Genomic DNA, 12,973 nt, shown 5'->3' with positions numbered 1-12,973 from the left:
CCAGCACATGCCCGAATCGGCAACCCGCCAACTGCCCCGCGGCCGGCACGGCCTGCCCCGCGAAACCGTGGTGGCCGCCCAGCGCGACCGCATCCTGCTCGCCCTGGCCGAGGCGATGGCCGAGAACGGTTATGTCGGAACGCCGGTGGCCGCGGTGATCAAGCGGGCCGGCGTCTCCCGCGAGACCTTCTACGAGCAATTCCGTTCCAAGGAGGCCTGTTTCGAGGCCGCCTACGAGCGCGCCGCGGAACTCATGCTGACCGGCATCCTGACCGCCACCGGCGCGGAATTCGACGGCGAGACCCGCACCGAGCGCATCGAACGTGTGCTCGGCGCGTACCTGGACGCGCTCGCGGGCCAACCCGCTTACGCCCGTTTGTTTCTCGTCGAGGTCTACGCCGTCGGCCCCGAGGCCATCGCGCGCCGCACCCAGCTGCAGGAGACCTTCGTGGCCATGGTCGCCGATGTGCTCGGTGCGGACACCGAGGAGCAGCGCTTCGCCTGCCAGACCCTGGTCGCGGCCCTGAGCTCCATGGTCACCGCCCGCGTCGCGGTGAGCGACCTGGACGGGCTGCGGGAGTTGCGGGAGCCGCTACTGGACCTCGTGCGGCGCAGCGGGGACCTGTTCGGCACTACCGTGCTCGGTGACTGAGGACGCCGGGACGGTCGCGGCCCGGTGCAGCAGCCACAGCACGCCGCCGGCGAGCGCCGGCAGGGCCAGCGACAGCACCGCGATGGCCGGGGTGCCCAGGCCGTGGGCGAAGGCCTCCAGCAGGGTCAGCGCACCGAAGTAGAGGAACAGCAGGCCCGAGCAGACGGCGATGAACCGCTCCGGAATGTGCTTGCCGACGGTCACGCCGATCAGGATGGCGAGCGCGCCCGCGGCCACCATGCCCGCGACCGACCCGATCCACACCGCGACCCAGCCGTTCTTGGTGGCCAGGGCCATGGTGGCGAACATGGTGCGGTCACCGAGCTCGGCCAGCAGGAAGGCCGACAGCACCACCAGGAACGCCGAGCGCGAGTTCGGCTGCGGCGCGATCTCCCGATCCTCCTCGCCGGAGTTCGACGGCAGCGTCTCGCGCAGGGTCCACAGGCCGACCGCGATGAGAGTGGCTGCGGCACAAAGGGAAATGACTGCGGTCGGCAGCGCCGCGCCCAGGAAGTGGCCGACACCGACGGCGATCAGGTTCACCAGCAGGCTCGCGACCGTGATGCCCGACAGCACCACCCACCAGTGGTAGCGCAGCGCGAAGGTCAGGGCCATGAGTTGCGATTTGTCGCCCAATTCGGCGAGGAACAGCACGCCGAAACTCAGCAATATCGTGGCGATCATGAAGGTCAGCTCCCAGGTCTCCGGCCTGTCGGCTGAATGCGGGGACGCTTCAGCCGACACCGCACCGGTAAATCGGTTTGGTTCTTGTCGGCCGAAGGTCTCGCCCACCGGAGAAATCCGGTTCACGCGCCGGATCCTCGAGGGATCAGTATGTCGACGGTGTGATTGGGGGCTACTCCCCTTCGCTCGGGCGCCATGCTACTCCGGCAAACTGGGCGCAGGCAAATGACTGTCTCCCAAATCGCAATGCGCACAATAAGTTTGGTGATGCTGCCGAAATGTTTCGGTTACCCTTACGCAGCCAGCAGCATGGCCAGAACCGCGGTGTCGGGATCACTGATCGGATCCACCCCCACCCTCGAAACCATCGAGGTCACCGTGCCGTCGCTGTCGGTCTCCACCCAGGCCGCCCGATGTTCGAGTCCCAGATGCGGCAGCCCCGGCAGCAGCAGGCACCCCGAGGCCGCGCCCGCGCACTCGGGCAGGGAGGGCCGCGTCTCGCGCGGCGGGTGCAACATGATCAGGGCCGGTGGCACATGACCGGCAAACATGCCCGGATGCAGCCCCTCCGTCCCCAGCACCGTGCCCTCGGCGATCACCAGCCCCACCATCTCGGGATCCGGGTCCTCCGGCAGTTCCTCGCGCGCCCCGAATACCGTCGAGGTGGGCAACAACCCCGGCAGACTGGCCACCCGCACCGCGAGCACCAGCAATTGCGCCCATTCCTTGGTGGAGTCCGGCCAGCGTCCGGAGATCACGAAACCCTGCAGCGAACCATGCGCATGGAACGGCATGACGCCGACCTGACCATTCATGATGTGCCTCCCGAACCTCCCGGGGGCGACTGTGCCCGGTGTTGCCGTTGGGAACACCAGGTTGTACCCGAACAGAACTGGCACACAAGTACCAAAGAGTGCTAGCACCCGGACCCTCGAAATGCGAAAGGCCCGCGAACCGATGCGGTTCGCGGGCCTCGGACGTACGAACGGGCCGGAGCCCGACGGGCATCAGCCGAAGATCAGACCCTTGCCCTGGTTGACCGCCTTGGAGTAGCGGTCCTGAATCTCGGCCCAGTTCACGACGTTCCAGAATGCCTTCACGTAGTCGGCCTTGACGTTCTTGTACTGCAGGTAGAAGGCGTGCTCCCACATGTCCAGGCCGAGCAGCGGGATGATGCCGAGCGGCACGTTGCCCTGCTGGTCGGTCAGCTGGAAGGTGAGCAGCTTGTTGCCCAGGGTGTCGTAGCCCAGCCAGGCCCAGCCGGAGCCCTGCAGGCCGTTGGCGGCCGCCGAGAACTGCGCGACGAACTTGTCGAAGGAACCGAACTCCTCGTCGATGGCCGAGGCCAGATCGCCGACCGGCTTGTCGCCGCCTTCCTTGGACAGGCTCTTCCACCAGATGGAGTGGTTGACGTGGCCGCCGAGGTGGAACGCGAGGTTCTTCTCGTTCAGGAAGATGGCGGCGTGGTCGTCCTTGGCACGCGCCTCCTCCAGCTTCTCGAGGGCCGCGTTGACACCCGCGACGTAGGCCGCGTGGTGCTTGGTGTGGTGGATCTCGTTGATCTGCCCGGAGATGAAGGGCTCCAGGGCGCTGTAGTCGTAATCGAGGTCTGGCAGCGTGTAAACAGCCACGATGTCCCTTTCCGTGTCGGGGCCGTGTGTCCTCGGCAGGTGCCGAGGCGCACCCAACCATCATTCGTACACCCGGTCGTCTGCAACCGGGCTGCGCGCCCCCACATTCCACCCGATGTATATCTTTCCCAACCTTTGGAATTCGGCTGAACACAACGTCGCCGACGGTCGCGCCGGGTCCCGTAGCATCGAGTCATGTCGTGGTACGACGAGTTCGTTGGGCGTGTGCGACTACCGGAACCGATCATGGTGACGGCCGGGCAAGCGCTGCCGGGCCGCGCCGAACCGCTGGTCGTGCCGGACAAGCATTATGTCAGCGGCCATTCCCTCAAACCCCCGTTCCCGGCGGGTACGCAGCTCGCGGTGGTGGCCATGGGCTGCTTCTGGGGTGCGGAGCAGGGCTATTGGCAGCTGGACGGCGTGTACAGCACCGCCGTCGGCTACGCGGGCGGATTCACCCCGAATCCCACCTACGAGGAGGCCTGTTCCGGCCGGACCGGGCACACCGAATCGGTACTGGTGGCCTTCGACCCGCAGGTCATCGACTACGCCGCGATCCTGAAGCAGTTCTGGGAGAACCACGATCCGACGCAGCGCATGCGGCAGGGCAATGACCGCGGCACCCAATACCGTTCGGCGATCTACACCCTCGACGACGAGCAGCGCGAGGTGGCCGAGGCGACCAGGGCCGGTTATCAGGAACGGTTGACGGCGGCCGGTTTCGGCGAGATCACCACCGAGATCGCCCCGCTGCCAGACCTTTCCGCCTTCTTCTACGCCGAGGGCTATCACCAGCAGTACCTGGCCAAGAACCCCGGCGGCTACTGCCCGGACCACGGCACGGGTGTGAGCTGCGCGATCGGGCTTGGCGCGTAAGCACTTCGGCGGGCCATCGCGTAAGCACCGTGCGGACCACCGCGCAGGCACGTCGTCAGGCCACATCGAAAGGGGCTCCGGGACTTGGTCCCCGAACCCGTAGTACGTGTCCGTCGCTTTTACAGCGGCGGGACGATGTCCGGTCGCATGGTGCGCGGGTCGCCCGAATCGTGCGCCTGCCACCAGCGGACGCCGCCGGCGATGAAGTCCGCCAACGGGATCGGGTTGCCCTGCTTGTCGGTGACCTCCGCGCCCTCGAACCACACGCGCACGTCGAGTTCGCGCGGGTCGACGCCTTCCTCCTGGGAGAACTCCATCAAGTGGGCGCCGGGCGTGTCGCTCAGCGTGGTGTCGAAGCTCAGCAGTTTGCGCCACTGGCTCCAGGAGCTGTCGGAGAGGTCGAGGAAGTCCCAGCCGTGCAGCGCGCCGCCGCCGAAGCTCCGGACGGCGTCGTGCAGGCCGTCGAGAGTGAGCGGGAGCACAATGGGCTCGAGGTCGTCCCAGCGTTGGCGGCGCAGCGAGGCGGCGACCCGGCTGACCCCGGTGAGGGTCAGATAGATATCGCTGTCCGCCGGTGGGGGACCGTCCTCGGGCAGGGTCAGCACGTCGAGTTCAAGCCGTAGCGTGGCGCGCGGCGTGTCGACGTCGATGCCGAGGCATGTCGCCTCCGACAGCGCGCGGTTGAGTCCGTTGACGTCGAAGCCGTCGAGTAGCCCCCTGCTCACAGTCATAGCACCAGGCTACCGATCTTGCCTGGCCGGACCGGGGATTTCCCGTTTTTCGACAGTGTTGTCGTTCTTTTCGAGTGCGAAAGGAACCATGCGCTCACCTGCGGCGTCAGACTGGATGGGGCCTTCTGGGACAGGGGCCCGAGGTCGGCCGCTCCGGGACGGGGGAGGGGACTTCCGGATCGGCCGACCGGACGAATCGGTCGTCTATCACCCTGTGGATCAGGTTGTGGATTATGTGGATAACTCCCGAAACCAACCCTGCGCAGGGACGGAACTCCACAGCCCTCGCGCGCGCGTGGCAGGATCGAATCCGTGACGAACCCCCACGTGCCCACGGTGCCGATCGACGCGGTTCCCGTGGAATTCGATGCCGCGGACGGCTGGGGTTCGGCCGCGCCCGTGCCCGCCCAGCTCCTCGACGTCCGCGAGGACGACGAATGGCAGCTCGGCCGCGCGCCCGGCGCCATCCACATCCCCATGACCGACGTGCCCGCCCGGCTCGACGAACTCGACATCGATGCCGAGATCTACGTGATCTGTCGGCAGGGCGGACGGTCCGTACCGGTGGTGGAGTACCTGAACCAGATCGGCTACGAGGCCATCATGGTTTCGGGTGGCATGGTGGCCTGGCAGCAGACCGGCAGGCCGCTCACCGGTGACTGTCCCGAGGCGAAGATCTACTAGGCGCGGAGAGGTGGAGCGATGAACGGGGGACAGGTGGGCCGATCGCGATCCGCCGTCGTGCAGCCGTGCGCCCGCTGTGGGGCGCGCTGGGCGGTACAGGGCAAACCGCTGCACTGGTGCCCGCGCTGCCACGGTGTCCTGCTCTCGCCCGCACCGGTGGACGCGCCCGCCGACCGGCGCAACTACCGCTGGGTGGCCCGCCCGCCCGGCCGCAGAACCCATGGCCCGCAGCCGGTCCGGCGTCCGGGTCCGCTGCAGACGCCGCGGTATCACCGGATTCCACAGTGGGGCCTGCAAGATCGCCCCCCGGCGGCGGCCGCCACACCGCATCGTCCGCTGGCCGCGCTGAATGACCGCATCACCGTGCTGCTGCCGGCCACCGCCGGTGTGTTCGTGTTCTCCGCCCTGGCCGAGCTGGGCCGGTACGGCGTGCTGCTGCGCAACCGCACCCGCCTCATCCCGCCCTGGCTGCTGTGGATTTCCGATGCGGCCGTGACGGTTTCCGCGGTGGTCGCGTTGGCGTCGGCGCTGGTGTCGGCGGTGGCGCTGGTCGGCTGGCTCACCGAAACCCGCCGCGTCGCGTACGCGAGTGCGGGCGAGTCGGATCCGCGGTCGCTTCGTGCCCTGGTGCTGGGCTGTGTGGTGCCGATAGTGAACCTGGTGTGGCCGGGCATCTTCCTGACCGAGGCGGCCAGGCTGCGGTCGGCCGGCGGCGAGGATCCGCGGCTGCTGCGGGCGGTTCGGATCTGGTGGGCGGCTTGGCTTCTCAATGCGGTGCTGGTGCTGGTGGCGATCCTGTACCGGTTCGCGTCCTCGCTCCAGGTGCGGGCCGACGGCGTGCTGGCGAGCATGTGGACCGATCTGGTCGCGGCCGGTGTCGCGGTGGCCTCGCTCGGGCTGGTGCACGCCTTCGCGGGCCTGGATCTGCGGGGCCGCCCGAAGGCGCTGCGGCGCTGGGTGATCGCCACCGGGCCCGCGCGACCGGTGATCGAACCCGTGCGGCGCGCGCCCGCCGCTGTGCTCGGGAATGATGCAGTGGTCGGGGATGATGCAGCTTCCGGGGATGACGCAGAGGCGTCCCCGGATGCGGAGCAACAGGAGGTAGTTGCGAAGTGAGCCGGGCCAGTCGTGCGCCGTTCGTGGTCGCGCACCGGGGGGCGTCGGCGGCGCGACCCGAACACACCCTCGCCGCCTACGATCTCGCCCTGCAGGAGGGCGCCGACGGCGTCGAATGCGACATCCGCCTGACCCGCGACGGGCACCTGGTCTGCGTGCACGACCGCACCGTGGATCGCACCTCGAACGGATCGGGCGCGGTCAGCGAAATGACCCTGGAGGAGTTGAAAACCCTCAACTTCGGGACTGCGGAGGAACCGGAGGGTGTGCTCACACTGTCCGAGCTGATCGAGCTGGTGCTGGACTGGAAGAGCCGTCCCACCAAGCTTTTCATCGAGACCAAGCACCCGGTCCGCTACGGGGCGCTGGTGGAGACCACGCTGCTGACCGAGCTCACCCGCTACGGCATCGGCGCACCCGCCTCGGCGGATCACTCACGCGCGGTGGTGATGTCGTTCGCCGCGACCGCGGTCTGGCGGATTCGCCGTGCGGCCCCGCTGCTCCCGACCGTCCTGCTGGGCGAATCCTCCCTGTACCTGTCGGGCGGCGCCGCCCACACCGTCGGCGCGACCGCCATCGGCCCGTCCGTGCGCACCCTGCGCGAGCACCCGGACCTGGTCGACAAGGCCGCCGCCGCGGGCCGCGCCACCTACGCCTGGACCTGCGACGATCCCGAGGACGTCCAGCTCTGCGCCGACCTGGGCGTGGACTGGGTCGCCACCAACTACCCAGCACGCACCAAGGCCGTTCTCACCAGCGCCTGAACGCCGCACCGCGGTTCACCCGACCGCGAGCTATCGCAGTCCGCGCCAACCACTTTGGATCGGAAATCCCAGGTGGTTCGCGGCGCGTCTCGTTCTGGACTGCGGCTTGATAGACCTCCGCCTTGGAGCGGGGGAGCGAAGCGGAGGAGGGAAGAACGAGACTTTTCAGCGCCGCGAACCCGCCCGGAGCGAAGCGGAGGGCATCGAACACAGTAGGTTTGCCAGTCATGGGTAAGAGCAAGCGCAACAGTCCCAAGCCGGACTCCAATCGGGCGCAGAAGCTGGCCGCCCGCCGCGCCGAACAGGAGGCGGCGGCGCAGGTCGTGACGCGTCCCTTCGAGGGTTTGGCCGCCGAATGCGATCTGGTGGCGCTACGGGAGTTCGTGCCGTCGGCGACCGCGATCTTGAAGCTGTCGCCGAATGTCGCCGCGGAGCGGGCCGTCACTCTCGCCACCGTGCTGCCGGGCGCGGTCGCCGCGCTGGTGCGGGCCGGTGACGAGCCGATCGGTTTCGTCGGCACGCAGGTGCAGTTCCAGTCTGCCGATCCGGCCGCGGATCTGGCTGCCGCCGTGCTGTGGACCCAGTCCGCCACCCCCGGCGAGTCGCTGAACGCCGCGACCGTGGATGGCACGCCGCGGCTCACCGAGGTGCTGGATCCGGGCGCGGCCCTGGACCTGACCGTGCACCAGGACTTCAACTGGTGGGTGCCGGCGGGTGTCACCCCGGATCCGCAGGTGGCCGCGACCATCGAGCAGGCCAATCAGGCCATCATGCCCTCGGCCCGCCTGGAGCTGGGTGCGGACGCCGTCGGCGCGGCTTGGTGGGTGGACGCCGGCGAGAAGGCGCACATCCGCTGGGTGCGGCCGGAGGACGAGGACCAGCTGATGCTGGCGTTGGCGCGGCTGCACGCGGCCGGTGATCTGCACCTGGGTGAGGGTTCGCGCTTCGCGGGCTCGTTCCGCACGCACGGCCTGCTGGTGCCGGTCTTCGACCTGGATCCGGAGCGGCACGCGAGCGAGTGGGAGGGCCCGGCCCGCGAGTTCGGTGCGAAGCTGGCGACCGCGCTGAAGTCGGACGCCCCGCTGACCTCCGAGGAGCGCCGCTCCCGCGACGGCCTGCGGTCGCGCCAGGTCACGCTGCGCTGACTCTGTCGGGCTGAGCACCCGCGGTACCGGCCCGGTCCGGGCCGTTCTCCGGTGAACTGGATTCACTCGGTGAACGGCCCGGGTTTTTGCGGCGATTTTCTGAAAAGAGCCCGTTTCGCTCCGAGTGCTCGGTTAGGTTCTCTTCACCCCGGAAGTTCAGGGGGATCCGGTGATCATCACACCGGATATCAGATGAGGAGAAAAACCATGGATGCCATCCTGGCCGTGGTCAAGTCGCTGTTCGGTACGTTGTCCGCGAACGCCACCGGCACCGTCACGGTGCCGCAGAAGTAAGGAAAAGGCGGGTACGCATCGCACGAGCACCGAGCACATGCAACAGGCCCGGTCCAGCGCAAGGGACCGGGCCTGCTGTGTCAATCCACCGGGCCGGGAACCGAATTACCTTCGGCCCACGGGTAATTACAGCGAGCCACCCGCGGCGTGCGGCGCACCGGACGCGTCCTTCGGACCGCTCATTTCCCGCTGTACGAAATTCTCCAGGTCGAACAGATTCGCGCTGGCCCGCTCGGCGACGGTGAGCAGGGTATTCATGGTCGCGACTTCTTCGACCTGTTCCTTCAGGAACCACTGCATGAATTGCTCGCCCTGGTAGTCGCCCTCTTCCCGGGCGGTCCTGGCGAGCTGGATGATCTGCTCGGTGACGGCCTGCTCCTGTGCGAGCGCCAGCGCGATGGGCTCCTTGGCATTCGCGAATTGCGAAGTGGCGGCTTCGGTTCCGGGCATCTCCACGGCGATGTCGTGATCGATCAGGTACTGCGCGATCATCATCGCGTGGTTACGCTCTTCGACGGCCTGCTTGTAGAAATACTTGGCCAGGACCGGCAGGTCGGCATTGTCGAACCACATCGCCACCGCCATGTACTGGTGTTCGGCATTGAATTCGTTGCGGATCTGATCCTGGAGCAGGGCCTGGAACTTGCTGCGCTTGGTTTGGATTCGGGTGGACATGCGGACGACATTAATCGCTGGTCAAACCGCGTGTCAGCCAAGTACAGCCTTATTGAGTACAGCCTTATTGAGGCAAGTGTTGCCTAAATTCTTCCTAACTCCCGACCGTGGTGATCAAGTCCTGCGGAACCTGCTGATCCTTGGCCAATGCGTCGAAGAACATACTCGCCTTGGTCTTGTCCCAGAGCAGCACATTGCCGCTGCCGGAGACGTCCTCGAATCCGCCGACCGGCACCGTCGTGGTGACCGGATCACTGTTCAGTGCATTGCCGAGGGTCGCCAGATTCCAGATGTGGGCGCCCTTGTCGACCTTCAGCGTCGCGGTGAGATCGCTGATCAGCGGCCAGGCCCGAAATGGATTCGCCAGGGTGGACAGGCTGGCGACCTTCTCGAGCAGGGCGTTGAGGAACTTGCGCTGGTTCACCATGCGATCCAGGTCCGCGCGCGGTGTGGCGCGCGAGCGTACGAAGCCGAGCGCCTCGGGGCCGTTCAACTGCTGGCATCCCGCGGGCAGGTTGACGCCGGCCAGCGGATCGTTCATCGGTGCGTCCAGGCACATCTCGATGCCGCCGACCGCGTCGACCATGTTCGCGAATCCGCCGAAGCCGATGCCCATGTAATGGTCGATGTGCAGGCCGGTCGCACCCTCGATGGTCTTGACCAGCAGTGACGCGCCCCCGACCGCGAAGGACGCATTGATCTTGTCCTTGCCGACGCCGGGAATGCTGACATAGGAGTCCCGCGGCACGCTGACCAGCGTCGGCCGCCCCGACTTGGGAATGTGCAGCAGCATGATGGTGTCGGTGCGCTCGCCTTCCACATCGGAGGAGTCACCGGTGGACAGTTGCTGCTCCTGCTCCTTGGACAGTCCCTCGCGGCTGTCGGAACCCACCAGAAGCCAATTCGTCCCGGGCGTGTCGCCGATCCGGCCCGGATAGTTCGCGAGGGCGTCGATCCGGGTCAGGTGGGTGTCGACATAGATGGCCGCGGCGATCGGCAGCAGCAGGAGCGCCAGCAGCAGTGACAGGATCCAGCGGAACCAGTGCCGCCTCCTGCGGGGCCGGGAACCGGGCGGCGGACGGCCGTCGCCGCCGCGGCGCCTGCCGGGCATCGGTGGCGGCGGAGTGCGCGGCGGTTCCGCTCGGAAGGAAACCGGCTGCTGGGTCGGCGCGTGACCCATGGGGTCGGCGGCGCGATCCAGCGGGGGCGGCACCCGATTGCCCTGTGGCGGAACGCGATTCCCCGGCGGCCGCTGCCAAGGGGCCGGGTTCCCGGGCGGGACCCGCGAATAGGCCAGGTCCGGACCGGATTCATGGTGTCGGATCACCTGAGTTGGTTCGATGCCCGGCCCGTCGTCGTTGACGGGCCGGCCGTCCCCGGGTGACCGCTGAGACGAAGGTCTCTGCGATTGCCGGAGATTCGCTGCTGGTCGAGGCGGATACGTCGGGGGCTCGCCCGGGCGTCCCGGCGGCGGCTCCCGGCGTATCCGTGCGAAGTGCTGGGGGTCGTCGCCGTTCATCACTGGAAACGGTACCGACCGCGGCGCCCGCGTGGCTCGTTCCGATTGGATCACGGCAGCCAGGAGACGTGTCCGTGCAGGAAGGTGTACCCGATGTAGGCGATCGTGTCGATGAGCGCGTGCGCCAGCAGCAGCGGCCAGAGCCGGTTGGTGCGTTGCCAGTAGCGACCGAAGACCAGCCCCATCACCAGGTTTCCGAGCCCGCCGCCCAGGCCCTGGTACAGGTGGTAGCTGCCGCGCAGGATCGCCGACGCGAGCAGCGATCGATTCTCGGTCCACCCGAGGGCCCGCAGCCGCGAGATCAGGTAGGCGACGACCAGTACCTCCTCGGCCGCCGAGTTCGCCCACGCGGACAGCACCAGCACCGGCAGCCGCCACCAGTGCGCGAGCGAACTGGGCACGATGGTGACGCTCACACCCAGTGCGTGTGCCGCGAGATACAGTCCCAGCCCGGGGATTCCGATCACAGCCGCGAGCGTGAGTCCCGGAAGCACGTCCGCCCGCCAGCGCAGCCGCCGCACCAGCCCGATCGCCCGCGGCGCGATCCCGCTGCGCCACAACAGATAGAGCCCCAGCGCCGCCCAGCCGAGCAGGCGGGCCACGCTCAGCAGCTGGAAGAGCAGGTCGATGGTCGACCGGGTGGCTCGCGACGCATTCAGCGCGATGGTCTGCCCGCCCACCCCGCCGGGCGCGAGGGCGCTCTCGAGCAGCGACAGTGCCGCATTGGCCCCGCTCAGCCCGAAGGTGACGACCAGCACCAGCGCGATCTCGAGTTTGATCGCCCGCCGGCCCGGTTCGGACGATTCGGGCGCGGGCCACACGGGTGCGGGATCAGCCGAAACCATGCCCGCCAATCTAGGCGGGCGCCCGGCGAACTCGTCAGATGCGGTGCAGGCCGCCGTGGAAGGGGTTGCCCGCCAAGGCGTGTACCGCGCGGCTGAGGGATTCGATGTCGTGCGCCGGGGCCTCGAACGGGATGCGGATGTCGTGGTCGGCCTCGATGGCCTCGACGCGCAGGGTGACGCCGTAGCGGTCGATGGCCAGCGGATGGATGAGAGCCCCGCGGCGCAGGGCGTGCGGTAGGTGGCGGGCCAGGCGATCCACCACATCGGGGTGATCGGCCTGAAGGTGTTGCAGCCAACCGGCTTCCAGCGCGCAGAACGGATCCGCACGGGCGTCGCGCAGCTGCTCGCGGTCGACCGAGTCGGCGCCGGTGGTGTCGGCCACCACCGCGGAGTCGATGACCAGCCGCAGCAGGACCGCGGTGTGGCCGACGTCGAGCAGGTCCGGATGCGGATGGTCGGCGGCGACCGCGCCGGCCAGCGCGCGCTGCGCGTGCGAGGGCACGGCGTGCGCCCAGCCGCGCAGCCAGACCAGGGCGCGGACGCGTTCGCGCAGCGGCAGGGGGACCTGGTCGGTGAGTTCGAGGACCGCGGGGGATCCGTTCGCGCCGCAGCCCAGCACGAGACCGGCGGCGGTGGAGTTCATCGGGACCGCCAGCACCATGTCCCCGCACTGCCGCAGCAGGTGCACGGAGGTGGGTACCGGGTCGAGGCCGGGCAGGGCCAGCACCGCGCTCTCGGCGTGCGCGCAAGCGGTGTGCACGCGTTCGGCGGTAGTGGGTGCGACGACCTGGGCCGCTGGTGGCATACACACCTCCGGGAGTAAATTTAGGTAAACCTAAGCTAAGTGATGTGGGTCGCGTGCGCAAGGACTTCCCGGGTGGCCGCGCCGGCAACGTCGCGCCGATCGCTACCGTGAAGGCGTGCCGCACGATTCGTCCCCCGCACCCGAACCGATCGCCCTCACCCTGTCCGTCCCGCCCCGCCCGGCCCGCGGACTGACCGAGGAGCTTGTCCGCCCGGTCTCCGTCGATCCGGGTGTCGAGGTGCTGGACCTGGCGCTCGACGACGAGGCGGTGTCGGAGTTCCTGGTGCGAATCGTGCACGGCGACAGCGGTTTCGTGGCCCGCACCGACTCGGGTGAGCGTGCGCTGGCGGGTGTGGCGGCGACCGTGGCCGCGCTCTGCGGAGAGGACATTCGCGCCGCGCTCGCCACACCGGACATCGCGTTCCTCGGCGGGCTGAAACCGCCCGCGGTCGAGGCCTTCCGCGAGGTGCTGCTGGCCATCGAAACCGGCGAGGTCGCGGCCGTGACCACCGCGCTCGCCGGGCTGGGCGGTTGAACCCGCCGCGCCCGGGG

General features: G+C 68.4%; 15 protein-coding genes. 7 read left to right on the top strand and 8 right to left on the bottom strand.

The window, feature by feature from the left end; all coding sequences use genetic code 11:
- The first annotated feature begins 7 nt into the window (after positions 1-7).
- Positions 8-652 carry a TetR/AcrR family transcriptional regulator gene (locus tag ACIRRA_RS07420; RefSeq protein ID WP_402764381.1) on the top strand — a complete coding sequence of 215 codons (645 nt, stop codon included), beginning with the start codon at positions 8-10 and terminating at the stop codon, positions 650-652.
- On the opposite strand, the gene ACIRRA_RS07415 is transcribed toward ACIRRA_RS07420, so the two are convergent.
- From ACIRRA_RS07415 to ACIRRA_RS07405, 3 genes are all read right to left on the bottom strand, one after another.
- Entirely contained in the window at positions 593-1,336 is a 744-nt protein-coding gene (locus tag ACIRRA_RS07415) for a TMEM165/GDT1 family protein (RefSeq protein WP_402764378.1), read from the bottom strand. The genes ACIRRA_RS07420 and ACIRRA_RS07415 overlap by 60 nt on opposite strands.
- Before the next feature lie 293 nt (positions 1,337-1,629).
- A complete protein-coding gene (locus tag ACIRRA_RS07410; protein WP_402764376.1) occupies positions 1,630-2,151 on the bottom strand; it encodes a peptidase in 522 nt (173 codons plus the stop codon).
- A gap of 192 nt (positions 2,152-2,343) precedes the next feature.
- Positions 2,344-2,967 (bottom strand): superoxide dismutase, encoded by a 624-nt coding sequence (locus ACIRRA_RS07405; protein WP_356996192.1) that lies wholly within the window; start codon positions 2,965-2,967, stop codon positions 2,344-2,346.
- 195 nt (positions 2,968-3,162) lie between these two features.
- Here ACIRRA_RS07405 and msrA point away from each other — a divergent pair, with 195 nt between their 5' ends.
- A complete protein-coding gene (gene msrA, locus ACIRRA_RS07400; protein WP_402764373.1) occupies positions 3,163-3,843 on the top strand; it encodes a peptide-methionine (S)-S-oxide reductase MsrA in 681 nt (226 codons plus the stop codon).
- A 119-nt stretch (positions 3,844-3,962) separates the two neighbouring features.
- On the opposite strand, the gene ACIRRA_RS07395 is transcribed toward msrA, so the two are convergent.
- The gene (locus ACIRRA_RS07395) at positions 3,963-4,574 is read right to left on the bottom strand and encodes a hypothetical protein (RefSeq protein ID WP_402764370.1); all 612 of its coding nucleotides are present in this window, start codon (positions 4,572-4,574) and stop codon (positions 3,963-3,965) included.
- A 312-nt stretch (positions 4,575-4,886) separates the two neighbouring features.
- On the opposite strand from ACIRRA_RS07395, the gene ACIRRA_RS07390 reads away from it, so the two are divergent.
- The 4 genes from ACIRRA_RS07390 to ACIRRA_RS07375 all read left to right on the top strand — a co-directional run bounded on the left by ACIRRA_RS07390 (position 4,887) and on the right by ACIRRA_RS07375 (position 8,283).
- Positions 4,887-5,258, top strand: a complete 372-nt coding sequence (locus tag ACIRRA_RS07390; RefSeq protein WP_402764368.1) for a rhodanese-like domain-containing protein — start codon at positions 4,887-4,889, stop codon at positions 5,256-5,258.
- A gap of 18 nt (positions 5,259-5,276) precedes the next feature.
- On the top strand, positions 5,277-6,374 hold the full coding sequence (locus ACIRRA_RS07385; RefSeq protein ID WP_402764365.1) for a DUF4328 domain-containing protein: 1,098 nt from the start codon (positions 5,277-5,279) through the stop codon (positions 6,372-6,374).
- The gene (locus ACIRRA_RS07380) at positions 6,371-7,138 is read left to right on the top strand and encodes a glycerophosphodiester phosphodiesterase (RefSeq protein WP_402764362.1); all 768 of its coding nucleotides are present in this window, start codon (positions 6,371-6,373) and stop codon (positions 7,136-7,138) included. Before ACIRRA_RS07385 ends, ACIRRA_RS07380 begins: the two co-directional genes overlap by 4 nt.
- Positions 7,139-7,365: 227 nt before the next feature.
- Complete coding sequence (locus ACIRRA_RS07375) at positions 7,366-8,283, top strand: DUF5926 family protein (RefSeq protein WP_402764359.1); 918 nt, start codon at positions 7,366-7,368, stop codon at positions 8,281-8,283.
- A gap of 420 nt (positions 8,284-8,703) precedes the next feature.
- On the opposite strand, the gene ACIRRA_RS07370 is transcribed toward ACIRRA_RS07375, so the two are convergent.
- The 4 genes from ACIRRA_RS07370 to ACIRRA_RS07355 all read right to left on the bottom strand — a co-directional run bounded on the left by ACIRRA_RS07370 (position 8,704) and on the right by ACIRRA_RS07355 (position 12,421).
- On the bottom strand, positions 8,704-9,252 hold the full coding sequence (locus ACIRRA_RS07370; protein ID WP_402764356.1) for a ferritin: 549 nt from the start codon (positions 9,250-9,252) through the stop codon (positions 8,704-8,706).
- A gap of 94 nt (positions 9,253-9,346) precedes the next feature.
- Complete coding sequence (locus ACIRRA_RS07365) at positions 9,347-10,363, bottom strand: LCP family protein (RefSeq protein WP_402764354.1); 1,017 nt, start codon at positions 10,361-10,363, stop codon at positions 9,347-9,349.
- A 458-nt stretch (positions 10,364-10,821) separates the two neighbouring features.
- Positions 10,822-11,616: a CPBP family intramembrane glutamic endopeptidase gene (locus ACIRRA_RS07360; RefSeq protein WP_402764353.1), complete on the bottom strand. Its 795-nt coding sequence runs from the start codon at positions 11,614-11,616 to the stop codon at positions 10,822-10,824.
- A gap of 34 nt (positions 11,617-11,650) precedes the next feature.
- Complete coding sequence (locus ACIRRA_RS07355; RefSeq protein WP_402764351.1) at positions 11,651-12,421, bottom strand: DUF2470 domain-containing protein; 771 nt, start codon at positions 12,419-12,421, stop codon at positions 11,651-11,653.
- Between the two features lie 115 nt (positions 12,422-12,536).
- On the opposite strand from ACIRRA_RS07355, the gene ACIRRA_RS07350 reads away from it, so the two are divergent.
- Positions 12,537-12,956: a hypothetical protein gene (locus ACIRRA_RS07350; protein ID WP_402764349.1), complete on the top strand. Its 420-nt coding sequence runs from the start codon at positions 12,537-12,539 to the stop codon at positions 12,954-12,956.
- Positions 12,957-12,973: the final 17 nt, after the last annotated feature.

The sequence above is a fragment of the Nocardia sp. NPDC101769 genome, assembly GCF_044766925.1.
In the GTDB taxonomy this organism is placed as follows: domain Bacteria; phylum Actinomycetota; class Actinomycetes; order Mycobacteriales; family Mycobacteriaceae; genus Nocardia.
The sequence above is the reverse complement of the archived record's forward strand: the minus strand, read 5'-3'. Positions and strand labels throughout refer to the sequence as shown.